Origin of the sequence: Roseateles sp., from assembly GCF_019237615.1 — a bacterium.
In the GTDB taxonomy this organism is placed as follows: Bacteria; Pseudomonadota; Gammaproteobacteria; order Burkholderiales; family Burkholderiaceae_C; genus Pelomonas.
Window position 1 is genome coordinate 26,037 of the sequence record NZ_JAFAGT010000053.1, and the last position, 22,961, is coordinate 48,997.

The 22,961-nt window shown below is 70.7% G+C and carries 22 protein-coding genes; 13 read left to right on the plus strand and 9 right to left on the minus strand.

The features are described from left to right. Positions 1 to 46: 46 nt before the first annotated feature. From JOY88_RS09745 to JOY88_RS09755, 3 genes are all read left to right on the plus strand, one after another. Positions 47 to 442, plus strand: a complete 396-nt coding sequence (locus JOY88_RS09745; protein ID WP_293502068.1) for a response regulator transcription factor — start codon at positions 47 to 49, stop codon at positions 440 to 442. A 10-nt stretch (positions 443 to 452) separates the two neighbouring features. Then, positions 453 to 1,877, plus strand: a complete 1,425-nt coding sequence (locus JOY88_RS09750) for a CHASE3 domain-containing protein (protein WP_293502069.1) — start codon at positions 453 to 455, stop codon at positions 1,875 to 1,877. Positions 1,878 to 1,984: 107 nt separating this feature from the next. Next, positions 1,985 to 2,362 carry a hypothetical protein gene (locus JOY88_RS09755; RefSeq protein WP_293502070.1) on the plus strand — a complete coding sequence of 126 codons (378 nt, stop codon included), beginning with the start codon at positions 1,985 to 1,987 and terminating at the stop codon, positions 2,360 to 2,362. On the opposite strand, the gene JOY88_RS09760 is transcribed toward JOY88_RS09755, so the two are convergent. Then, the gene (locus JOY88_RS09760; protein WP_293502071.1) at positions 2,359 to 4,863 is read right to left on the minus strand and encodes an EAL domain-containing protein; all 2,505 of its coding nucleotides are present in this window, start codon (positions 4,861 to 4,863) and stop codon (positions 2,359 to 2,361) included. The genes JOY88_RS09755 and JOY88_RS09760 overlap by 4 nt on opposite strands. 215 nt (positions 4,864 to 5,078) lie before the next feature. Here JOY88_RS09760 and JOY88_RS09765 point away from each other — a divergent pair, with 215 nt between their 5' ends. Continuing rightward, complete coding sequence (locus JOY88_RS09765; protein WP_293502072.1) at positions 5,079 to 5,513, plus strand: hypothetical protein; 435 nt, start codon at positions 5,079 to 5,081, stop codon at positions 5,511 to 5,513. A gap of 12 nt (positions 5,514 to 5,525) precedes the next feature. Here JOY88_RS09765 and JOY88_RS09770 read toward each other — a convergent pair whose 3' ends face one another. Then, positions 5,526 to 6,932, minus strand: a complete 1,407-nt coding sequence (locus JOY88_RS09770) for a M28 family metallopeptidase (protein ID WP_293502073.1) — start codon at positions 6,930 to 6,932, stop codon at positions 5,526 to 5,528. 70 nt (positions 6,933 to 7,002) lie between these two features. On the opposite strand from JOY88_RS09770, the gene fusA reads away from it, so the two are divergent. The 5 genes from fusA to JOY88_RS09795 all read left to right on the plus strand — a co-directional run bounded on the left by fusA (position 7,003) and on the right by JOY88_RS09795 (position 11,439). Beyond that, positions 7,003 to 9,057, plus strand: coding sequence for an elongation factor G (gene fusA, locus JOY88_RS09775; protein ID WP_293502074.1), 2,055 nt, complete (start codon positions 7,003 to 7,005; stop codon positions 9,055 to 9,057). Between the two features lie 43 nt (positions 9,058 to 9,100). After that, positions 9,101 to 9,670: a hypothetical protein gene (locus tag JOY88_RS09780; protein ID WP_293502075.1), complete on the plus strand. Its 570-nt coding sequence runs from the start codon at positions 9,101 to 9,103 to the stop codon at positions 9,668 to 9,670. A 357-nt stretch (positions 9,671 to 10,027) separates the two neighbouring features. Beyond that, the gene (locus JOY88_RS09785) at positions 10,028 to 10,219 is read left to right on the plus strand and encodes a hypothetical protein (RefSeq protein WP_293502076.1); all 192 of its coding nucleotides are present in this window, start codon (positions 10,028 to 10,030) and stop codon (positions 10,217 to 10,219) included. 72 nt (positions 10,220 to 10,291) lie between these two features. Beyond that, positions 10,292 to 10,528, plus strand: a complete 237-nt coding sequence (locus JOY88_RS09790; RefSeq protein ID WP_293502077.1) for a hypothetical protein — start codon at positions 10,292 to 10,294, stop codon at positions 10,526 to 10,528. Positions 10,529 to 10,596: 68 nt separating this feature from the next. Continuing rightward, positions 10,597 to 11,439 carry an HDOD domain-containing protein gene (locus JOY88_RS09795; protein WP_293502078.1) on the plus strand — a complete coding sequence of 281 codons (843 nt, stop codon included), beginning with the start codon at positions 10,597 to 10,599 and terminating at the stop codon, positions 11,437 to 11,439. Positions 11,440 to 11,457: 18 nt separating this feature from the next. On the opposite strand, the gene JOY88_RS09800 is transcribed toward JOY88_RS09795, so the two are convergent. Further along, positions 11,458 to 11,940: an Lrp/AsnC family transcriptional regulator gene (locus JOY88_RS09800; RefSeq protein ID WP_293502079.1), complete on the minus strand. Its 483-nt coding sequence runs from the start codon at positions 11,938 to 11,940 to the stop codon at positions 11,458 to 11,460. A gap of 117 nt (positions 11,941 to 12,057) precedes the next feature. Between JOY88_RS09800 and hppD the strand changes: the two genes are divergently transcribed. Further along, positions 12,058 to 13,194 (plus strand): 4-hydroxyphenylpyruvate dioxygenase, encoded by a 1,137-nt coding sequence (hppD, locus tag JOY88_RS09805; RefSeq protein WP_293502080.1) that lies wholly within the window; start codon positions 12,058 to 12,060, stop codon positions 13,192 to 13,194. Here hppD and JOY88_RS09810 read toward each other — a convergent pair. Then, the gene (locus JOY88_RS09810) at positions 13,149 to 14,015 is read right to left on the minus strand and encodes an esterase/lipase family protein (RefSeq protein WP_293502081.1); all 867 of its coding nucleotides are present in this window, start codon (positions 14,013 to 14,015) and stop codon (positions 13,149 to 13,151) included. The genes hppD and JOY88_RS09810 overlap by 46 nt on opposite strands. Positions 14,016 to 14,059: 44 nt before the next feature. Here JOY88_RS09810 and JOY88_RS09815 point away from each other — a divergent pair, with 44 nt between their 5' ends. Both JOY88_RS09815 and JOY88_RS09820 read left to right on the plus strand, forming a co-directional pair. Then, positions 14,060 to 14,737, plus strand: coding sequence for a DUF8198 family protein (locus JOY88_RS09815; RefSeq protein WP_293502082.1), 678 nt, complete (start codon positions 14,060 to 14,062; stop codon positions 14,735 to 14,737). Positions 14,738 to 14,831: 94 nt separating this feature from the next. Beyond that, positions 14,832 to 16,583 (plus strand): long-chain-fatty-acid--CoA ligase, encoded by a 1,752-nt coding sequence (locus tag JOY88_RS09820; protein WP_293502083.1) that lies wholly within the window; start codon positions 14,832 to 14,834, stop codon positions 16,581 to 16,583. An 86-nt stretch (positions 16,584 to 16,669) separates the two neighbouring features. On the opposite strand, the gene JOY88_RS09825 is transcribed toward JOY88_RS09820, so the two are convergent. Genes JOY88_RS09825 through purE form a run of 4 tightly spaced genes read right to left on the minus strand, consistent with a single transcriptional unit; the run spans position 16,670 to position 20,292 of the window. Further along, complete coding sequence (locus JOY88_RS09825; protein WP_293502084.1) at positions 16,670 to 17,629, minus strand: SGNH/GDSL hydrolase family protein; 960 nt, start codon at positions 17,627 to 17,629, stop codon at positions 16,670 to 16,672. A gap of 25 nt (positions 17,630 to 17,654) precedes the next feature. Beyond that, complete coding sequence (locus JOY88_RS09830) at positions 17,655 to 18,641, minus strand: L-threonylcarbamoyladenylate synthase (RefSeq protein ID WP_293502085.1); 987 nt, start codon at positions 18,639 to 18,641, stop codon at positions 17,655 to 17,657. Then, positions 18,641 to 19,828 (minus strand): 5-(carboxyamino)imidazole ribonucleotide synthase, encoded by a 1,188-nt coding sequence (locus tag JOY88_RS09835; protein ID WP_293502086.1) that lies wholly within the window; start codon positions 19,826 to 19,828, stop codon positions 18,641 to 18,643. Before JOY88_RS09835 ends, JOY88_RS09830 begins: the two co-directional genes overlap by 1 nt. Next, positions 19,828 to 20,292, minus strand: a complete 465-nt coding sequence (gene purE, locus JOY88_RS09840; RefSeq protein ID WP_293502121.1) for a 5-(carboxyamino)imidazole ribonucleotide mutase — start codon at positions 20,290 to 20,292, stop codon at positions 19,828 to 19,830. Before purE ends, JOY88_RS09835 begins: the two co-directional genes overlap by 1 nt. A 114-nt stretch (positions 20,293 to 20,406) precedes the next feature. Here purE and JOY88_RS09845 point away from each other — a divergent pair, with 114 nt between their 5' ends. After that, on the plus strand, positions 20,407 to 21,351 hold the full coding sequence (locus JOY88_RS09845; RefSeq protein ID WP_293502087.1) for a tetratricopeptide repeat protein: 945 nt from the start codon (positions 20,407 to 20,409) through the stop codon (positions 21,349 to 21,351). 7 nt (positions 21,352 to 21,358) lie between these two features. Here JOY88_RS09845 and JOY88_RS09850 read toward each other — a convergent pair whose 3' ends face one another. Then, the gene (locus JOY88_RS09850) at positions 21,359 to 22,918 is read right to left on the minus strand and encodes a serine/threonine protein kinase (protein WP_293502088.1); all 1,560 of its coding nucleotides are present in this window, start codon (positions 22,916 to 22,918) and stop codon (positions 21,359 to 21,361) included. Positions 22,919 to 22,961 lie beyond the last annotated feature (43 nt).

The window sequence follows — 22,961 nt, forward strand, 5'->3', positions numbered from 1 at the left end:
AGTCCATACTTCAGCCCTCATCCTCCCCCACCGCAGCCGTCGGGCCATGCCAGCACTCAAAGCCTTCATCGTCGAAGACAGTCCGGTGATTCTTGAGAACCTCATCGCGACGCTGGAGGAGCTGGCCCAGGTGGAGGTGGTCGGGTCGGTGGCCGACGAGGCCGGCGCCGTGCGCTGGATGAAGCGCGACCCGGGCGCCAATGCCGACCTCTTCATCGTCGACGTCTTCCTGCGCTCCGGCACCGGCCTGGGCGTGCTGCAGGCCGCCCAGCAGCTCGGCGTGCGGGCCCGCCGCGTCGTGCTGACCAACTACGCCACCGAGGAGATGCGCCGCCGCTGCGCCAGCCTGGGCGCGGAGCGCGTCTTCGACAAGAGCCACGAGCTCGACGACCTCATCAGCTACTGTGCCGAACTGGCCGACCCGGCAGCTGCGGCCAACTGAGCGGCTGCGCGTGCTGCGCCATCTCGACCCCTGGCTGGAAGGCGCCAGCCGCAACCGCGGTCTGGCCATCGGCCTCGCGGCACTGGCTGCCGCGGCCGTCATGGGCGTCAGCGAGGCCGCCTTCCGCGGCGCCGACGAGGCGCTGAAGGTATCCCAGGCCCGCCACATCGCGCGCAACGACGGCCTGCGCCTGCGCGAGCTGCTGACCGACGCGGAGACCGCCCAGCGCGGCTACCTGCTGACTGGCCGCGAGGACTACCTCGGTCCCATCCAGCTCGCCGAGCGCGAGCTGCCCAGCGTGCTGGCCCGGCTGCGCGGCCAGTACGCCAGTTCCGAATGGGAAGCCCTGGTAGCCGACGCCAGCCGGCGCGCACGGGAGAAGCTCTCGGAGCTGCAACTGGTCGTCAAGCTCTACCGCGAGGGACAGGAGACCGCCTGGCGCGGCCTGGTCGAGTCCGACATCGGCCGCGAGAAGATGCAAGCGGTGCGCGACGCCGTCGCCCAGCTCGACCAGCACGAGCTGGTGCAGATCGCCAGCGAGCGCGACGCCGTCTTCCGCTCCCTGACCTATGGCCGCATCGGCACGCATGGCCTGACCCTGCTCAGCCTGTTCGGCCTGGCCGTCTTCCTGCGCCGCAACGAGGCCTTGCACCGCGCCCGCCGCGAGCATGCCCAGGAACTGGCGCTGGAGCGCGACCGGCTGGACGGCGAGGTGGCGCGCCGAACCGCGGAGCTGACCGAACTGGCCCGCCACCTGCAGACCGTGCGCGAGGACGAGCGCGCCCACCTTGCCCGCGAGTTGCACGACGAGCTCGGGGCGCTGCTGACGGCGGCCAAGCTCGACGTCGCGCGCATCCGCCGCATGACTCGCACCCACGCGCCCGAGATCGATGAGCGCCTCAAGCACATGAGCGAGCTGCTGGATCAGGGCATCGCGCTGAAGCGCCGCATCATCGAGGACCTGCGCCCCTCAGCCCTGTCCAACCTGGGCCTCGTCCCGGCGCTGGAGATCCTGACGCAGGAGTTCGCCCAGCGCTCCGCCCTGCAGCTCAGCCTGGAGCTGGCCGACGCGCCCACCAACGAGGCCAGCCGCCTGGCGCTGTACCGCCTCGTGCAGGAGGCGCTGACCAATGTGCTGCGCCACGCCAAGGCCAGACATGTGCGGGTGTCGCTGAGTGTGGCCGACGACTGGCTTCAGCTGCAGATCCGCGACGACGGCCAGGGCTTCAACCCCGAGGCCGTGGGAGCAGGCCACCATGGCCTGCTGGGCATGCGCTATCGCATCGAGAGCCTGGGCGGCACGCTGCAGCTGTTGTCCGCCGCGGGCCGCGGCACGCTGGTACTGGCGCGCCTGCCACGGACGGAACCCGAGCCCGAGCCCGAGCCGCCCCCGGCCACGGTGCCCGGCGACCTGGGCGGGCCCATACGCTCCTGACACCCCTCCCGTCGTCCTACAGGCCAAGCCTGCGCAGGCCGACAAGCCGCGGCCCGCCTGCCGTCCAGACTTGAAGCAGCGCGTCACGGACCGATCCAAGGAGAGCCATGCAGTTCCCGAAATCCTCGCATGCCGAAGGCTGGCATGAGCAACTGGCCGACCTCCCCCTCGGCGCGCGCGATACCGACTCGGTCTCCCCGCCCCTGCGCAGCCGGCGCTTGCATGCGCTGGCCATCGTTGCCGTCGCGACACTGGGCGCGAGCGCCGGGCTCAACCTCGTCGACGACCCGCGGCCGCTGGACGTGCAGCTGAGCGCCGCCATGGACCACGCCGGAGAAACGCTGCAGCAATGGCAGGCCCAGCTGTCGCGCGGCCTGCAGGTGTCGCTGCGCGCCGTGGCGGACACCCGCGAACCGCCCGCCGCCGAGTCCACCGTGGTGGCCCAGGCCCCCGCCGCATCGCAGCCGGTCGCCGACGAACACTAGACCGGCAACGCCTCCTCGAGCCCGGCCAGGACCTCGGCCAGAGGCTGCGGCCGGTGCAGCAAGAAGCCCTGCACCTCGTCCACGCCCAGGCGCGCCAGCTCCTGCAGCACCTCGGCGGTCTCCACGCATTCGGCAACGGTCGCCAAGCCCAGGGTCCGGGCTGCGTCGACGAAGCTGCGCACGGCCACCTGGTCCAGCGGGTTGCTCATCAGGGCCCGCACGAACTGGCCGTCGATCTTCAGCAGGTCCACCGGCAGCACCTTCAGGTGGCTGAAGGACGAGACACCGGCGCCGAAGTCGTCCAGCGCGATGCGCGCGCCCAGCGCCCGCATCTGCTGGATGAAGCTCGCGGCCTCGTCCAGCCGCGTGATGACGGCCGTCTCGGTGATCTCAAGGCACAGCGCCGCCGCGCGGGCCGGGCCGAGCGCGGTCAGCAGCGCCCGCGCCTCCTGGTGGTAGGCCACGTCCCGCAGCGTCAGCGCCGACACGTTGATGGACAGCGCCGTGATCCGCGGCGCGCCGGCGCGCTGCAGCAGCTCGACGGCCTGACCCAACACCCAGCGGTCCAGCCGCGGCGCAAGGTGAAAGCGCTCGGCCGCCGGCATGAAGGCGCCCGGCAACACGCGGGTGCCGTCGCGCTCGCGCAGGCGCAGCAACAGCTCGCCGCGCAGCCGGCCGTCATCCTCGCCCTGGGCCGGCAGCACGCGTTGCAGGTCCAGCTCGAAGCGCTCCTCGTCCAGCGCCTGCTGCAGCCGCGTAGCCCAGCGCTGCTCGGCCTGGTGGGCGCGTAGCGCGGCGTCGTCGGGCGCCCATAACTGCACGCGGTTGCGCCCCTGCTCCTTGGCGGTCATGCAGCAGGCATCGGCCTCACGCAGCGCCGTGTCGGCATCGGGCCAGCGCGCATCCAGCGGTGCAACGCCTATGCTGGTGCCGATGCGAAAGCGCTGCTCACCATGCACATAGCGGTACTGGTCCATCGCATCGCAGAGCTTCTGTGCGACATGGCGCGCCTCGTCCAGGGAGCAGTTCTCCAGGATGGCCGCGAACTCGTCGCCGCCCAGGCGGGCCACCGTGTCGCGGCCGCGCACGCCGGCCTCCAGCCGCCGCGCCACCTCGCGCAGCACCTCGTCGCCGGCGGCATGGCCGCAGTGGTCGTTGACGAGCTTGAAGCGGTCCAGGTCGAAGGCCAGCAGGGCGTGCCGGCTGCCGTCGCGCCGGGCGCGCTCCAGCGTGCGCGCCAGGCGCTGGCCGAACTCGGCGCGATTGACGAGGCCGGTCAGGCCGTCGTGGCTGGCGCGCCAGCGGATCTCGTCGAACTGGCGGCGCTGCTGTGTGACGTCGCGGAAGACCAGCACGGCGCCCAGCACGCGCCCCTCGCCGTTGCGTATCGGCGCCACCGAGTCGTCCACCGCGCGCAGCGCGCCGTCGCGCCCCTGCAGCATGGCGCCGGCGGGCAGGCGCGTCGGCCGGCCGCTCGCGAGGCAGCGCTGCACCGGGTCGCCCAGCGGCTCGCGGCCCTCCTCACCCTGGGCCACGAAGACCTCGCCGGCCGGCCGGCCCCGCGCCTCGGCGGCCGACCAGCCCGTCAGTCGCTGGGCCACCGGATTGAGCCAGGTGACGCGCCCCAGCGCATCGGTGGTCAGCACAGCGTCGGCAATGGACTGCAGCGTCACCTCCAGCAGCTCATGCTGCTCCTCCAGCTGTTGCTGCAGCCGCCGCGCCTCGCTGACGTCCCAGCACACGCCCGACAGGCGCAGCGGCCGGCCGGCGGCGTCGCGCAGCACGCGGCCGGAGCCGCGCAGCACGTGAACGCTGCCGTCGGGCCAGCGGACCCGCCATTCGCCCTCCAGCTGCGGGCCGCCGCGCAGCGCGGTGCGCACCGCCCGGATGGCCGCGCCGCGGTCCTGCGCATGCAGGCGCCGGCGCCAGCCCGCCAGGCTGAGCTGCTGACCATGCGCCGTCTCGCCGTGCAGCCGCCACATCGCGTCGTCCCAGGCCAGCCGGCCCAGGTTCAGGTCCAGGTCCCAGACACCGATGCCGCCGCTGTGCGTGGCCAGGTCCAGGCGCTCCAGCGTGCGCTCCAGCTCGGCGCGCACCTCGGCCGGTTCGCTGACGTCCAGCATGACGACGCCGACGCGACGGCCGCTGCCGTCGTCTTCGTCGGGCCGGCCGACAACGCGCAGCACGCGTCGCAGCGGCGCCTGCGGCTCGCAGGGAAGCTCCACGTCCCAGCCCCGCCCCTCGCTCGCGGCGCATCGCAGCGCGGCATCCAGCATGGCGGCGCCATCAGGGCCGAAGCGCTGCAGCAGGACCTCCAGCGTCGGCACCCGGCCGACCGGCAGGCTCAGCAGTTCGCAGGCGGAATCCGACAGCGTCAGCTGCTCGGTGTCGGCCTGCCATTCCCAGGCGCCAACGCCGGCCAGCCGGCTGCAGCGCTCCAGGAAGCGCGCGTTCTGCGCCAGCGCCAATTCGGCGGCCGACAACGCGGTGGATTCGCTCATCAATGCTTGCTCCGTCGCCAGGACGGGCAAGCTTCAGACCCGCGGCGGCGGCGATGCGTCGGCAGGCCGGGCGCCCACATGTAGGACAAGGCCGCGTTCGAGCACACCGGCCGCCTGTCCTACAAGCCCGGCGCCCCCGCACTGACAACGACGCCGCCCGCGGCCGCGTTCCACTGGAGGCAGCGGCCACGCCGCGCCCCTTGCAGGAGAACCAGATGAACACCCGCCGCAACACTTTCAACCGCTGGCTCGCCCCCGCCCTCGCCGGCCTGGCCGCGCTGGCCACCCTGCCGGCGGCGCGCGCGGCCGACGTGGGCGTCTCCATCGGCTTCAGCCAGCCGGGCATCTACGGCCGGGTCGACATCGGCCGCTATCCGGCGCCGGTGCTGATCGCGCCGCAGCCGGTCATCATCGGCCGCCCGGTCTACCGCGCCGAGCCGGTCTACCTGTGGGTGCCGCCCCAGGAGCGCCGAGACTGGCGCCACAGCTGCTACCGCTATGGCGCCTGCGGAGCGCCTGTCTATTTCGTAGAAGACGGCTGGTATCGCCAGAACGTCATCGTCCACCGCGAGCGCCGCGGTCATGAGCATCGCCGCGACGAATGGCGCGACCATGACCGCGGCCGCGGCCATGGGCACGATCGCGACTGACGCTCCCGTCCGTCAGCGGCGCGGCAGCGGATAGCTCGCCAGGCCGGCGTAGCCCTTCTTGGACACGGCCTGCACGCCGAACACGACGTTGTCCTTGGACACCGGCAGCGTCACGCGCGTGACCTTGCCCACGTCCCTGGACTGCTGCCAGGCGGCTGCATCGGTGTCGCGCCAGACGACGCGGTAGCCGGCCACCTCGGGGTCGTCGCTGGCCTGCCATTCCAGCGTCGAGTCGTTGGTCAGCTCGCGCGCGTCCAGCCTCACACCCTTGAGCGGCGCCGGCGCCCAGGCCAGAGTCGCCAGGCCGGCGAGGTTGGCACGTGCCACGTCGGCCACATAACCGAAGTCGACGAACTCTGGCAGGTCACCGTAGACGACGCCGTTCTCCGTCCGCGGGTTCTGGTGCTGGTGGGCGAAGTTCTCGAAGGGCTCGCTGATGCGCACGGCGGCGTAGCCGCGCTCCAGGAAGGGGATGTGGTCGCCGCCGCGCAGGTAGCGGTCGCGGCGCTGGATGAGCTGCACCGTGAAGCCGGGCATGGCGGCCTCGGCCGCGACCTTCAGGTGCCGACCCAACTGGTGGGTCGGCAGGTCCTCGCTGCCCCCGGCCTGCAGCAACGGCAGCAGTTCGGCCTGCATCGCGGCGGCGGACCGCGCATCGGCCTCGCCGGCCGGGCGGTTGGCGTTGGCGGCGCTCAGCAGGCGCACCAGCGGGTCCAGGCCGTCGGCGAACAGGCGCAGGCGCTTGGGGTCGTACTGCCCGGCGTCGCCGCGCGAGCTGCCGACGATGTCGTTGGTGATCATGGCCTCGACGTTGGTGCCGGCGGCGCGCGCCTCGCGCGCCCATTGCGCGGCGCCCAACAGGCCCTGCTCCTCGCCGGGCACGGCCATGAAGACCAGCGTGGCGTCGAACTGGCGCCCGGCCATCACGCAGGCCAGCTCCATGACGGCAGCGGTGCCAGAAGCGTCATCGTTGGCGCCGGGCGCCTCGCCCAGGGAGTCCATCACGTCGCTGTTGCGTGAGTCGTAGTGGCCGCTGACGACCAGCACACGGCTCTTGGAAGCGCCACGGCCCGGCAGCGTCGCGACCACGTTGACCAACTCGGTCGGCTGGCTGACGCGGTTGCCGGGCGGCTCGATGAAGCTCTGTTCCTCGACCTGCAGCCGCCCGCCGGCAGCTTTGGCGCAGGCAGACAGCTCCGACGTGATCCAGCGCCGTGCGGCACCGATGCCACGCGTATCGGAGCCGATGTCGGACAGCGTGTGCCGCGTGCCGAAGCCCACCAGCTTGCGGATGCGCGCCTCGATGCGCGCCGGACTGACCTCGGCCAGCATGGCCTTCAGCTCGTCGGCCGGGTTGGTCTGGGCCTGCGCCGTGGCAGCGAGCAGGGCGAGGGTGAGGGCGGTCAGTTGGGCGTGCATGCAAATGATTCTGCCCTTGCCGGCTCCACCGGGTTCTTCTACGCTGGCCCCACCACCGAGGAGGGCTGCCATGAACGAAGGCCTGGATTCACGTGTGAGAGCGATCCGCACGGTCGCGCTGGTCGGGCCGGCCGCGGCCGGCAAGACGCTGCTGCTGGATGCGCTGCTGGCGCATGCCGGCGCCATCCCGCAGGCCGGCAGCATCGAGCGCGGCAGCACGGTCAGCGACCATGACCCGCTGGAGAAACGCCTGGGGCATTCGCTGCAGTCCAGCCTCGCCCATTTCACGCATGGCGGCATCCGGGTGCACGCCATCGACACGCCCGGCGCGCCCGACTTCGTCGGCCAGGCCCTGCCGGCGCTGGAGGCGGCGGACACGGCCCTTGTCGTCGTCAATGCGCTCAACGGCGTCGAGCTGATGGCCCAGCGCCTGCTGACGGCCGCCGGCGAGCGCGGGTTGGCGCGACTCATCGTCGTCAACAAGATCGACTGCCCGGACACCGATCTCCCCGGCCTGCTGGCCCAGATCCGCGAGGTCTTCGGCAAGGAATGTCTGCCGCTCAACCTGCCCTGCGACGGCGCCAAGCGCGTCGCAGACTGCTTCTTCTCGGCCTCCGGAGAGGCCGATTTTTCGTCGGTGGCCGACGCCCACCGCGCGCTGGTGGAGCAAGTCGTCGAGGTGGACGCCGCCTTCGTGGACCGCTACCTGACCGACGGCGACGTCGATCCGTGCGAGTTGCACGCGCCGCTCGAGCAGGCGCTGCGCGAGGGGCACCTGATCCCGGTCTGCTTCTGCTCGGCCAGGACGGGCGCCGGCATCGCCGAGCTGCTGTCCGTCATCGAGCTGTTGATGCCCAATCCGGCCGAGGGCAATCCGCCGCCCTTCCTGGAGGGCAAGGGCACGGAGTCCACGCCCTACCCCGCCCGGCCCGACCCGGCCGGCCATGTGCTGGCCCATGTCTTCAAGATCGTGGCCGACCCCTACCTCGGCAGGATGGGCGTCATGCGCGTGCACCAGGGCCGCGTCGCCCGCGGCGGCCTTCTCTTTGTCGGCCATGCGCGCAAGCCCATACGCGTAGGCCACCTCTTCATGCTGCAGGGCGCCAAGCATGTCGACGTCGACGAGGCCCTGCCAGGCGACCTCTGCGCCATCGCCAAGGTGGACGACATCGCCTTCGATGCCGTGCTGCACGACGCACAGGAGGACGAGCACATCCACCTGTTGCCCCTGGACTTCCCGACGCCGGTACACGGCCTGGCCATCGGTCCGGCGCGACGCGGCGACGAGCAAAAGCTCTGGGAGGTGCTGGCCCGCCTGGTCGACGAAGACCCCTGCCTGCGCATCGAGCAGGTCGGCGAGACCCACCAGACCCTGGTCTACGGCCTGGGCGAGCTGCACCTGCGCCTGCTGCTGGAGCGCGTGCGCGAGCTCTACAAGGGCGAGGTCGTCACCGAGCCACCCCGCATCGCCTACCGCGAGACGGTCGCGACGTCGGCCGAGGGCCACTACCGCCACAAGAAGCAAAGCGGCGGAGCCGGCCAGTTCGGCGAGGTCTATCTGCGCATCGAGCCGCTGGAGCGCGGCGCGGGCTTCGAGTTTGTCGACGCCGTCAAGGGCGGCACCATCCCGGGCCAGTTCATGCCCGCCGTCGAGAAGGGCGTGCGCTCGGCGCTGGCCAGCGGCGTCATCGCGGGCTATCCGCTCGTCGACCTGCGCGTCGTCGTCTACGACGGCAAGCACCATTCGGTGGACAGCAAGGAGATCGCCTTCGTCACCGCCGGCCGTCGCGCGCTGATGGCGGCCGTGCGCGAGGCCAGCCCGCTGGTGCTGGAACCCATCGTGCAGGTGGAGATCACGGCGCCCGAGCACAGCATCGGCGACATCACCGGCGACCTCGCCTCGCGGCGCGGCCAGGTCAACGGCACGCGAGCCGCCGTGCCGGGCAGCCTCATCGTGCAGGGGCTGGCACCGCTGGCCGAGCTGGCCAGCTACCAGTCGCGGCTCAACGCGATGACGGCCGGCGAGGGCCGCTACACGCTGCTGCTGTCGCACTACGAGGCGGTGCCGCCCAACACGCAGGCCGGCCTGGTCGGGGCTTACAAGGGCGGCGACGAAACCGACTGAGCCTCCCCGGGGGCGGGGCAACGCTCATTTATCATTGCCGCCCATGCCCAGCGCCCCCCGCGACGTCGCGCAGATCCGTTTGGACAACGCGATGCGGCTGTTCGAAGAGTTCGTCAGCGCCACTGTCAAACATGCCGATGCGGCCACCTTGCGTGGCCTGGAGCGTCGTTTTGCCGAAAGGCTGCAGATCCAGCCAAGCTACTGGAGCCAGATCAAGGGCCGCTCCCGCCAGATCGGCGAACGCCTGGCGCGCCAGTTCGAGCAGCTCTGCCACAAGCCCCCCGGCTGGATGGACCTGGAGCACGGCGCCCTGGCCACTGGGGCTCCGCCTGCCATGGCGGGCGGAGCCGCGGCACCCACGGCGGTCGAGGCGCCGCCCAGTCAGCCGCAGGACGACGACGAGCGCTTCATCATCGGTCTGGTGCTGACCTATTACCGCCGCCATCCGCAGCGCGCCCGCACGCGGCTGCTGGACCTGCTGGGCGAGGTGCTGACGCCCAGCACCCCGCCGCCGCCCGCGCCCAAGGCCGCCGCGCCCAGCCCGCAGGCCGAGCTGGACGAGTGGCGCCGCCTGCAGGCCGGCATCGCCCCGCTCAAGCCCAAGAAGCGCTAAGGCCGGGCCGAGTACGGCGCCTGCGCGCTGCCCGACGCGGATGAAGGCCTGGCGGCCTGCAAACCGGCCGGATTGATCCTGCGCATCCATCATTGGATGGCGCCAATGCCTCATGTCAGGGGTGTTGGATAAAAACCGCTTGCGCAAGAGCAACGTTTGTTTATCATTTGCGCAAGTCGTGATGCAGAAGTCCCCGGGCATCGCGGCGAGGTCGCACACCCCCAGCCCGACCGCCCGGCCCGCCTGTCTCGAGCGCAGGCCCCGGGCACCAGAACCTTTTCGCGCAAAAGCCGACCCATCCGGGTCGAGCCGCTGCATTGCCCGCCGTGCCGTGCACGGCATCTACCGGAGCACGCCATGCCCCAGTTCACCTCCCCGCGTCCCATGCAGTTGAACCTGCGCAAACCGCGCAATCCGCTCGTCGCACCGGCATTGAAACGCCAGGCCGGCCGGCACCAGAGCCCGCAAGACGCCCGCGCCCGGCGCCAGCAGGCCCGCCTGGACCTGCGACGCCTGCTGCGCGAACGCTTCCCCGACGACAGCCCCTGAACAGACCTCGCCGCCCGCCCTTCATCCATGGTTGATCCATGTCATGAGGGCCGGCTGCCCAAGGAGATCCTCATGAGATTGATCGAACTGAGCGGCCCCGATGCCGCCGAAACCCACGCCGCCTGGGTCCGCCGCTGGACCCGGGTCAAGCGCGCAGCGCGCGCCATCCGGCTGGTGTTCTCGCCCGCCTACCGGCGCCGCCGCGCCCGCAGCCACCTGGAGTTCTACGCCGAGGCCGGAGCGCCCGAAGGGGCGCTCTACGCCGACGGCCGGCTCACCGCACAGCTGGACGGCGTGCGCAGGCTGTGAACTGAGGCCGAAATGGGGGTCGCATGCGACGAGCATGCGGCCCCTCGTCGTCCTAGCATCGGGTCATCATGCCCGACCGCCTGCGCATCACCGCCCCGCTACCCAGCCTAGACGCCTGGGTCGACGCCTTCGCCCGGGCCGAGATCCCGGTGCTGGCCGAGACGGCCGAGGCGCTGGAGCTGATGCGCGCGACCGAGGACGCCGTCGACGCCCGCAACCTGGGCGAGATGATGGCCACCGACCCGCTGATGACGCTGAAGGTGCTGGTCCATGCCAGCGAGCAGCGCCGCGGCCGCAGTGCCGGGCTGCGCGCCGACGCAGAGACGGTGACCGCGGCCCTGGTGCTGCTGGGCATCTCGCCCTTCTTCCGCGACTTCGGGGCCCAGCCGACGCTGGAGACGGCGCTGGCCGAGCATGAGGAGGCCCTGCTGGGCCTGTCGCGCGTGATGCAGCGCGCCGAGCGTGCCTCCCGCTATGCGTTGGGCTTCGCGGCCCACCGCGCCGACCCCGACGCCGCCGTCATCCACAGCGCCGCATTGCTGCGTGACTTCGCCGAGATGCTGCTGTGGGTGCACGCGCCCGAGCTGGCGCTGCAGATCGCCGCGCTGCAGCAGGACGACCGCCATCTGCGCAGCGCCACCGCACAGCGCCAGGTGCTGGGCATCGTGCTGGCCGACCTGGAGCAGGCGCTGATGCTGCGCTGGCATCTGCCGGAACTGCTCACGCGCATCACCAGCGACAAGGACGGACGCGACCCGCAGGTGCGCTGCGTCCAGCTCGCCGTGCGGCTGGCACGGCACACGGCTCGGGGCTGGGACGACGCCGCCGTGCCGGACGACCTGCGCGACATCGCCGAGCTGCTCAATCTCAGCGAGCCCCATACCCTCAAGCTGCTGCACGAGTTCGACTGAGCGGGCTGCGAGCCGGCCTCAGACCGGCAAAGCCGTCGTGTTCTTCAGCCGCTCCAGCACGAAGCTGGTCTTGCAGTCCTGCACGCTGGGGTGCATCAGCAGCGTGTCGCTGATGAAGCGGGCGTAATGCTGCATGTCCTGCACCAGCACGCGCAGCAGGTAGTCCATCTCGCCGGTCAGCGCCGCGCACTCCACCACCTCGGGCCAGGTCTGCACCGCGGCGCGGAACAGGTCTCGCGGGTTGCGCAGCGGGTTGTCGGTCTGCTTCTCCAGTCTGACGTTGATGTATGCCGTCAGCCCCAGGCCCACGCGCTCGGGCGGCACCAGGGCCACGTAGGCAGCAATGACGCCCGCCTCCTCCAGCCGTCGCACGCGGCGCAGCACGGCGGACGAGGACAGGCCCACCTCGCCGGCCAGCGCGTCGTAGGTGACACGGCCGTCCTGCTGCAGCGCACGCAGGATGCGGCGGTCTATGGCATCGAGCTCGATAACAGCTTCCATGAGCTGTATTTTGCAGTTTCTATGCATATCCATGTCATGTGACGCCGACATTTGCATGAAAACTGCGCCGTTCACGCCGCAAAATTTCTGGTTTCAGACATTTACTGCGAGACAGACATGGCCAAGTTCACCCCCTGGGACAACCCCATGGGCACCGACGGTTTCGAGTTCATCGAGTTCGCTGCGCCGGACCCGGCCGCTCTCGGTCAGCTGTTCAAGACCATGGGCTTCACGGCCGTGGCCCGGCATCGCCACAAGAACGTGACGCTGTACCGCCAGGGCGGCGTCAACTTCATCATCAACGCCGAGACGGACTCGTTCGCGCAGCGCTTCGCGCGCCTGCACGGCCCGTCGATCTGCGCCATCGCCTTCCGCGTCGACAACGCCGCCCACGCCTACCAGCGCGCGCTGGAGCTAGGCGCCTGGGGTTTCGACAACAAGGCTGGCCCGATGGAGTTGAACATCCCGGCCATCAAGGGCATAGGCGACTCACTGATCTATTTCGTCGACCGCTGGCAGGGCAAGGGCGGCGCCAAGGCCGGCGCCATCGGCAACATCTCGATCTATGACGTGGACTTCGTGCCCGTGCTGGACGCGGCCGGCCAGCCGGTGGACCCCAACCCGGCGGGTCATGGCCTGACCGAGATCGACCACCTGACGCACAACGTCTTCCGCGGCCGCATGAAGGAATGGTCGGAGTTCTACGAGCGCTTCTTCAACTTCCGCGAGGTGCGCTACTTCGACATCGAGGGCAAGCTGACCGGCCTCAAGTCCAAGGCCATGACCAGCCCCTGCGGCAAGATCCGCATCCCCATCAACGAGAGCTCGGACGACAAGAGCCAGATTGCCGAGTACCTGGACCTGTACCACGGCGAGGGCATCCAGCATGTGGCGCTGGGCACAACCGACATCTACGCCACCGTCGAGGGCATGAAGAACGGCGGCGTGGTGTTCCAGGACACGATAGACACCTATTTCGACCTCATCGACAAGCGTCTGCCGGGCCATGGCGAGAAGGTTGACGAACTGCGCCGCCTGCGCATCCTCATCGACGGCGCCACCCATCTGGGCGTGGACAATGAACTGCTGCTGCAGATCTTCACGAAGGAGGTCATCGGCCCGATCTTCTTCGAGCTGATCCAGCGCAAGGGCAACGAGGGCTTCGGCGAGGGCAACTTCAAGGCGCTGTTCGAAAGCATCGAGCTGGATCAGATCCGCCGAGGCGTGCTGAAGGACGACACCAAGGCGGTCTGAAAGATCGCCCAAGCGCGGGCGTCGTTGACCAGGCCCACATGGCCCACCGCGTCGATGCGGTGGGCGGTGCCGCCCGGCTGCACCGCCGTCAACGCAGGCATCACCATCTGGTCGCATGGCGTCCAGACGCAGGCCACGCGCGGCAGCGGCGGCAGGGCCTTTATCCACTCGCACTGCCGGCGCATCTGCCGTGCGTTGTACGCTGGCGAGAACGCCGCCAGCAGCGTGCCGCCATGCGGCGTACCCAGCGTGACGACCTGGGGCGCCTCCCCGCCGCCGAACTTGCGCCACCAAGCCCGCACGGCCACGCCGCCCATGCTGTGGCAGACGATCACGGGCATGCGCCCGGTCAGTGCGCGCAGGCGCTGCACCGCCTGCTCAATGGGCTCGGCGTAGGCGTCGATGCTGCCAAAGGCAGGCTCCAGGCTGGGCGCGACGAAGGCCAGGCCCGGCTGGCGGCGCAGCCGCGCCATCCACGGATTCCAGAACGCCCGGTTGCAGCTGAAGCCGTGCACCAGCAACACGCCTACCTCCGCCTGCGCCGGCAGCAGGTCGGGTTCGGCGTGGGTGCGCCAGGGCTGGCGCCATCCAAAGCTCAGTTCCGTCGCCATCACCTCCCTGCCCCAGGCTTGCAACAGTTCACCCCAGCCGGGCCGGTCGGCGCCGCGGTTGATCCAGCGCAGCACCGCAAACGAAGGCAGCAGAAGCAACGGGTAGGCGAAGTAGGCCGCCAGCCCCCAGGGCCAGCCGAAGCGCCAGCCCACGGCGATGCCGATCAACCAACGGATGAAGAACCAGGCTCTCTGCAGTCGCGCATTCATCGAGTCAGTCTAAGGCCCGCTCCAGGGCGAGAATCGATTCGTCCATGAACCCATCGAGTGCCGAATCCCTGCTGAAGGAGCTGCGCGCCGTCGACGCCGAGCGCGCCCGCCGTGCCGCCGACCCCGAACTCGATGCCCGCGTGCACGCGCTCAAGACCTGGCAGCAGCGCCGCTTCGCCGACACCTATGCCGACCTGCTGGCCAGCCCGCGCTACGAGGCGGCGACGCGCTTCTTCCTGCACGAGCTGTACGGCCCGGGCGACTACCGCCAGCGCGATGCCCAGTTCGCCCGCGTCGTCCCGACGCTGACCCGCCTGTTCCCTGCAGAGGTCGTCGACACCGTCGCCCGGCTGGCGCGCCTGCATGCGCTGTCCGAGCACCTGGACACGCGCCTGGCGGAGCACCTGCTGTCCGCTGACATCACGCCCACCGAGTACGCCATTGCCTGGCGCGCCTGCGGCGAGCCGGCTTCGCGCCAGCGCCAGATCGACCTGACGATGGCGGTGGGCGAGTCACTGGACCGGCTGACGGCAAAGCCGCTGTTGCGCCAGACACTGCGGCTGATGCGAGGCCCGGCACAGGTGGCGGGCCTGGGCACGCTCCAGGCCTTCCTCGAGAGCGGTTTCGACACCTTCCGCGCGATGCGCGGGGCCGCGGAGTTCCTGGCCACCGTCAGGCAGCGCGAGGAAGCAATGGCCCGGACCCTGTTCGGCAGCGGCTGAAGGCCTTGTCGCCGCGGCGACGTAGGGCAAGTCCCCTAGGCGGGGGACACGTGGCAACCCAAGATCAGCGACCTTCTCCCGCCGAGGCCTGCCGATGACCGCCGCCGCTGCCACCCTGGATGACGCCCCCGTGCTGAGCCCACGCGACAAGCCCTGGCTGACCAGCTATCCGGCCGGCGTGCCGGCGCAGGTCGACACTGGCGCCCACGGCTCGCTGGTGGACCTGCTGAGCGAGGCTTTCCGCCAGCATGCCCAGCGCGATGCGGCCATCTGCATGGGCCAGCGCCTGCGTTTCGCCGAGGTCGACCGGCTGTCCACCCAGCTCGGCGCCTGGCTGCAGGCCCAGGGGCTGAAGCAGGGCGACCGCGTCGCCCTCATGATGCCCAACCTGCTGCAGTACCCGGTGGCCATCGCGGCCGTACTGCGCGCGGGCTTCGTCGTCGTGAACGTCAACCCGCTGTACACGCCGCGCGAGCTCGAGCACCAGCTGAAGGACTCCGGCGCCCGCGCCATCATCGTGCTGGAGAACTTCGCCCACACGCTGTCGGAGGTCATCGCTGCCACCGACGTGCGGCATGTGGTGCTGGCGTCCATGGGCGACCTGCTGAACTGGTGGAAGGGTCCGCTGATCAACTTCGCCGTGCGCCATGTGAAGAAGATGGTGCCGGAGTACCGCCTGCCCGTGGGCGAGGGCCGCACCGTCGTGCGCTTCAAGGAAGCGCTCGGCCACGGCGAGCGGCTGCGCCTTAAAAAGCCCGAGCTGGGCCCAGACGACGTGGCCTTCCTGCAGTACACCGGCGGCACCACCGGCGTGTCCAAGGGGGCCACGCTGCTGCATCGCAACATCGTCGCCAACATCCTGCAGGTCGAGGCCTGGTTCCAGCCCATGCTGTCCAAGGTGCCCGGCTATGCGGACGGCAACGTGCAGTTCACCAACGTCTGCGCGCTGCCGCTGTATCACATCTTCGCGCTGACGGCCTGCTTCATGCTCGGCGCGCGCATGGGCCACCTGAACATCCTGGTGCCCAACCCGCGCGACATCCCCGGCTTCATCGAGACGCTGCGCGGCCACAAGATCCACATCTTCCCGGCCGTCAACACTCTCTTCAACGCGCTGGCCAACGAGCCCGGCTTCTCGCGGCTGGACTTCTCCGAGCTGGTCATCTCCAACGGCGGCGGCATGGCCGTTCAGCAGGCCACGGCCGAGAAATGGCTCAAGGTCACCGGCTGCCCGGTCGTGGAGGGCTACGGCCTGTCCGAGACCTCGCCGGTTGCCACCATCAACCCGCTGGACCAGCGTGCCTTCAACGGCAGCATAGGCCTGCCCATCCCGTCCACCGAGATCGCCATCCGCGACGACGACGGTCGCGACATGGCTCTGGGCGAGCGCGGCGAGATCTGCATCCGCGGCCCGCAGGTCATGGCCGGCTACTGGAAGCGGCCCGACGAGACCGCCAACGTCATGCATGCCGACGGCTTCTTCAAGAGCGGCGACGTCGGCATCATGGACGAGCGCGGCTATGTGCGCATCGTCGACCGCAAGAAGGACATGATCCTGGTCAGCGGCTTCAACGTCTACCCGACCGAGATCGAGCAGGTCGTCAACCTGCACCCCGGCGTGCTGGAGTGCGCCGCGGTGGGCGTGCCGGATGCCAAGTCCGGAGAGGCCGTCAAGCTCTTCGTCGTCAAGAGCGACCCGGCGCTGGCCGAGGAAGACCTGGCCGGCTATTGCAGCCAGCAGCTGACGGCCTACAAGCGCCCCAAGTTCATCGAGTTCCGCGACGAACTGCCCAAGAGCAACGTCGGCAAGATCCTGCGGCGCGAGCTCAGGACCAACAGCGCCTGAATCCTCGCGGCATCGCGGCCGGCAACAGCCCTCAAGGGCCACCAGCGCCCAGGCCCGGCCCCCTTGCCCGGCGGGGCGCGGCGGGCTTAGAAGGGATTGTTCCGCGCGCGGCTCAGGTACATCGAGCCGATGCGGCTCTGTGCATTGGGGCCCAGCAGCGTGTCGCCGGCCCACAGCCATTGCGAGGATGTGGCGTCGACCTGTAGCGTATTCGTCGTGCAGTCCTGCGGCGCGATGTCGGTACGGCAGGCCGCGTGGGTGACATCGGAGTAGCCGAAAGCAGACGGGTAGCGCACCATCTGCTGGATGGTTTCATCCGTCAGCACCAGGCCGATCAGGCGACCGTCGTTCAGCAGGTTCAGGCGCAGCGACGTGTTGAAGGCCGTGCTCAGGTCGTCCAGGAAGACGGCGCGGTCAATGTCGGTCTGCTGCGCCTTCTCCCTTTGGCCGAAGGGCGTCACGCCCACGTCGAAGATGGTGCTCACTACCACGCGGCCATTGGCGTTGGCGATGCGGTTGACCTGGTCGGCCAGCAGCTTGCCGCGCGCCTTGGCTTCGTTGATCAGCGAATCGCGGCTCTGCTGCGGGAACTGGCGGTACAGGTCCACGATGTCGTTGACGCCCACCATGATGGACACCAGGTCCTTGGGACCGAAGCTGTCGTTGGACAGGTGCTGGTCGATCTTGTCGCGCACGTCGGCGACCTTGACGCCGGCCGCCGCGTACATGATGCCCTGCGGCAGAGCTACGTAGTCGGCGTTGCACTGCGGGTAGACGAAGTTGAAGCCGCTGGCCAGCATCTGGCTCCAGACCGGGTTGAGCCGGCAGTCCACCAGTTGGGTGTCGGTGCTCAGGCCGTTGATCGTGTACTTCTTGCCGCTTTGCAGGATGGCGCCGCTCTCATCGCCGAACGTGATGATGCGAGTGGGCGCGAAGGGGTCGATCTGCTGCGTGCTGCCGCCGCCGCAGCCGGCGATCAGCGCGGCCGCCGCCACCGTGGCCAGCGCCAGGCCGCGCTTCAATTTCTGGGAGACAACACGTTGCATGACGATGAACTCAGGGCAGGAAAACTCAATCGGTGAAGGCAGCAGCGGCCCGGCTGAGCCGGTCCCGGACGCCGTCCCAGGCCGGGTCGCGCGGAGGCGCCTCGACCCAGATCTCGCGGGCGCCGGCCGCATCCAGGGCCCGCAGCACCGCAAACAACTCGTGGGCCGCCGCCGCCGGGTCGGCCGGCAGGGCCTGCCAGCGCCACGCCGGCAACTGGGCGCGTGAATATACCGCCACCCCTTCCAGGCTTCCGCTGGCGGCCGCCGTGGCAAAACGTAAAGCCAGGTGTTCGGCATCCAGCAGGCGCACGCGGGCGCTGGGTGCGTAATGGGCGGCCAGCGTGCCCGAGGCCTTGGGCGCGGCGGCGTCCGGCTCCGCCAGCGTCTCGCCCAGCACGGCCTCGATGCCTGTGCGGCCGATCAACCCCGGACGCAGCAACGCCGGTCGAGCGCGGCTGCAGTCCACGATGCTGGACTCTATGCCCACCTCGCAGGCGCCGCCGTCCAGCACCATCAGCCCCGGGCCGAATTCCTCGACGACATGGCGCGCCAGCGTCGGGCTGACGCGACCGAAACGGTTGGCGCTGGGCGCGGCCACGCCGGCCACCCCCAAGCCGCGCGCCGCGGCCAGCACGGCGCGGGCCACCGGGTGGGCCGGCGCGCGCAGCGCCACCGTCACGTGCCCCCCGGCCGCGGCCTCGGCCATGCCGGGTCTGCGCGGCACAATGACGGTCAACGGGCCGGGCCAGAAGGCGTCCATCAACCGGCGGGCCGCGGCGGGCAGGTGGTCGGCAAAGGGTTCCGCGCCGGCCGTGTCCAGCACATGGACGATCAGCGGGTGGTCGCTGGGCCGGCCCTTGGCGGCAAAGATCTTCGCGACGGCCTCGTCGCGATCGGCGCGGGCCGCCAGGCCGTAGACCGTCTCGGTCGGCAGGCCCAGCAGTTCGCCATCCGCCAGACGCCGTGCGGCGGCCTGGATGGCGGCAGGATCGTTGCCCGGCAGCAGCAGCATCAGAAATCGGCGGGCAGGCCCAGCAGGGCGGCAGCCTCGGCGGCGACCGCGTGCGCGGCCTGCGGCGTGGCCGCCGTGACGTTCAGGTGCCCCATCTTGCGGCCGTGGCGCGCCTCGGCCTTGCCGTACAGGTGCAGATGGGTACCGGGCAGGGCCAGCACGCGGTCCCAGGCCGGCGGCGTCGGGCCCCCATCACCGGAGAACCACAGATCGCCCAGCAGGTTCAGCATGACGCTGGCCGAATGCTGACGCGGCTCGGGCAGCGGCAGGCCGGCCAGCGCCCGCACCTGCAGCTCGAACTGCGACACGTCGGCGCCGTTCATGGTCCAGTGGCCGGAGTTGTGCGGGCGCGGCGCCATCTCGTTGACAACGAGGCGGCCGTCATCCAGCCAGAAGAACTCGACGCACAGCACGCCGACATAGGCCAGCGCGTCGGCCACCTGGCGGGCGGCGGCGATGGCCTGCTGCGCCACCGCGGCCGGCACGTCCGGCGCCGGCACCTCGGTGACGGCCAGGATGCCGCCGCGGTGCAAGTTCTGCTGCACGGGGTAGTTGACGAGTTGTCCGTCCGCGCCGCGCGCGACCAGCACGCTCAACTCGACCTTCAGCGGCAGCATCTGCTCCAGCACGCAGGGCACGCGCTTCAGGTCCGCCCAGGCGGCGGCCAGCTCGGCGGTGCTGGACACCCGCACCTGGCCTTTGCCGTCGTAGCCCATGCGGCTGGTCTTCAGGATGCCGGGCAGCAGCGCCGGGTCCGCGGCGGCCAGCTCGATGTCGTTGGTGATGACGGCATGCGGCGCGCAGGCCACGCCGGCCGCCTTGAAATGCGCCTTCTCGACCGCCCGGTCCTGGCAGACGGCCACGGCCGCGGCGGCGGGCGCGACGACGCGCATGCCGGCCAGCGTCTCCAGCGCCAGCGCCGGCACGTTCTCGAACTCGGTCGTGATCGCATCGCAGTCGCGCGCGAGCCGGGCGAGGCCCAGGGAGTCCAGGTAGTCGGCCTTGATGTGCACCTCGGCCACCGAGCCGGCCGGACTGACGGCGTCCGGGTCCAGCACGACGCAGCGATAGCCCAGCGCCTGGGCGGCGTGAACGAACATGCGGCCCAGCTGGCCGCCGCCCAGGACGCCCAGCGTTGCTTGGCGGGACTCGCCGAGGGTGGCGGCGCCCGGGAGCAGGGCCGGCATCAGCGCAGCTCCTCGCTCATGGCCCGGGCGGCGGCCGTCTGCCTGGCGCGGAAGGCGTTCAGCCGATCCAGCAGTGCCGCGTCACCCGTGGCCAGCATCGCGACGGCGAACAGCGCCGCGTTGGCCGCGCCAGCGTTGCCGATGGCGAAGGTCGCGACCGGGATGCCCTTGGGCATCTGCACGATGGAGTGCAGCGAATCGACGCCCTGCAAGTGGCGGCTGGCGACCGGAACACCCAGCACCGGCACCGTCGTCTTGGCGGCCAGCATGCCCGGCAGGTGGGCCGCGCCGCCGGCGCCGGCGATGATGGCCTTCAGCCCCCGGTCGGCGGCGGCCTCGGCATAGGCGAACATCTCGTCCGGCATGCGATGGGCCGACACGACCCGCGCCTCGAAGGGGACACTGAACTCGGTCAGAATCTCGGCCGCCTGCTTCATCGTCTCCCAGTCGCTGCTGGAGCCCATGACGATGCCGATGACGGCGTCCGGGATCAAAGGGGCTGACGACGTAGACAAAGCGCGCTCCGAGGCTCAGAAAAGCCTTGAATTGTAGGTGGCGCCCCTCACACTCCCCTGGCCATGATCGACATCACCCTCCAGAACTTCGAAGCCGAACTGATCACCGCCTCCCAGCAGCAGCCCGTGCTGCTGGACATCTGGGCGCCCTGGTGCGGCCCCTGCCGCACGCTGGGGCCCCTGCTGGAGAAGCTGGAGACGGCCTACGCCGGCCGCTTCACGCTGGCCAAGCTCAACAGCGACGAGGTGCCCGAGATCGCCACGCAGCTGAGCCAGATGTTCGGCGTGCGCTCCATTCCCTTCTGCGTGATGTTCGTCGACGGCCAGCCGGTGGACGGCTTTGTCGGCGCGCTGCCGGAGGCGCAGATCCGCGAGTTCCTGGACAAGCATGTGCCGCCGGGCGAGCAGCTCGAGGCGGAGGCCGACCTGGCCGACGCCCAGGACCTGATGGCCGATGGCGACCTGGAGGCCGCCCTGGGCAAGCTCGCCCATGCCGTGCAGACCGACCCGGGCAACGACGCCGCCCGCTTCGACTATGTGAAGGCCCTGCTGGAGCTGGGCCTGGTGGACGACGCGCGCACCGCCTTCGCGCCCGTGGCCGCCAAGGCGGCCGACACGCTGACGCCATCGCCCCGACTGGCCGCGCTGGCCACCTGGCTGACGGCCTTCGAGGCGGCCGGCGACCCCGCTTCGCTGCAGGAGGCCATCGCCGCCAACAAGCGCGACTTCGACGCCCGCTTCGCGCTGGCGCAGCACCATCTCGCCCAGCAGCGCTTCACCGAGGCCATGGACGAGTTGCTGGAAATCATCATGCGCGACAAGGCTTGGAACGGCGAAGCCGCGCGCAAGACCTATGTCGCCATCCTGGAGCTGCTGACCAAGCCGGCCCCCAAGCCCGCGGCCGAGGCCAAGAGCGGCACGCTGGAGCTGGCCGGCAAGGCGGCCGTCGTGCAGAGTGACCCGCTGCTGGACCAGTACCGCCGCAAGTTGTCGATGGCGCTGTTCTGACGCCCGCTCAGGGCAGGCTGCCGTTGCGGCTGCTGCGGATCTCGCGCAGCTTCACGCAGTCGGGGTCGTTCTGGTAGGCCGGCTTCTCGCACTGCCGGTCTATGCACCAGGCACGGGCCAGCAACACCCGACCGCCGCAGGCCTCGCTGGCCGTCTTGGGTTCCCCTGTCGACGCAGGCGCCGCCGAGGCCGCCGGCTCGGACGAGACCGGGTCGGCGCTACGCGGGATGGGACGGTAATCACCCATCTTTTCGGTGATGACGGGCCTGGTCGCCGCGTCACGACGCGCTGGTTTGGCGGGCGTGCTCACGGGTGTTGAGGCGGGCGCCGATGCGGGCGCGCTGGCCGCAGGCCGGGGCTGCGCCACGGACACGACGGCCGACGCGGCCGGCTCGGCAGGCGCAGCCTCGGGCCGACCGCCGCGCAGCTGCATGACGAAGAGGCCCAGTAGCAACAGCGCCGCGCCGCCGCCGCCCGCCACCGCCAGTCCTTGCCGGGCGCGCCGCCGGGGGGCCGGCGCGGCGGCCGCAAGCGGCATGGCGTCGGTGGCGTCCAGCTGCGACGGCAGGCCTTGCACGGTGTCGGCGAATTCGAGATCCAGCGACGCGGCGTGCTCCGGCGCCGGCGCCGGCGCCCGAGCGGCGCGCGGCGGTGCGGGCTGGGCAGCTGGCACGCCGGCATGGCCGTCGAGCACCTCCCGCCAGGCGGCCACGCTCTGCGGCCGCTGGTGGGGCGGCACGCGCAGCGCCCAGTCCAGGCCGGCCAGCAAACGCGGCGAATAGCCCGCCACGGCCAGCGGTGCGAGTTCGTCGCCCATCGCGCGGGCCGTGGCCGGCGGCGGCGGCCGGCCGGTCAGCAGCTCATGCATGGCCGCGGCCAGCGAGTAGAAGTCGGTCCAGGGGCCCTGGCGCAGCGTGGCGGCCTCGGCGTACTGCTCGATAGGCGCAAAGCTGGGCTTGAGGATGGCCGTGAAGACCTGGGTGCGGTCGCCGATGGCCATGCGGGCGGCGCCGAAGTCCAGCAGGACGGGCGGGCCGCCGTCGGCAGGCAGGAAGATGTTGTCGGGCGCGACGTCGCGGTGCCAGACGTGCTGTGCATGCAGGGTCTCCAGGCCGCCGAGGACGGCGTCGAAGATGCGCCTGAGCCAGGCTTCGGGCGGCGGCGTCGGGCGTGCCTTGCGCGCCTCGCGCAGGTTCTGGCCCACCAGCCGCGGCATGGCCATGTAGGCGGTGCCGTTGGCCTCCCAGAAGCGGTAGACCTTGAGCAGTGACGGGTGATCGAAGCGGGCCAGCAGCCTGGCTTCGTTGACGAAGCTGCGCCGGCCGAGCTCGAAGGTCTCCTTCATGGACACCGAGCGCACCGACACCTGGGAGCGCCCATCGCGCGAGGCGAACTGGCTGGGCATGTACTCCTTGATCGCGACCTCGCGCTCCAGGGCATGGTCGCGCGCCAGATAGACGATGCCGAAACCGCCCACGCCCAGCGTGCCGAGGATCTCCAGCTCGCCAAAGCGGGTACCCGCGGGCAAGGCGTGGATGGCTGCGGCGTCGCAGGCGTCGGCGGTCATAGGCGGGCGAGGGTACCGTAGCCGGGGGGCATCGACGCCCCGG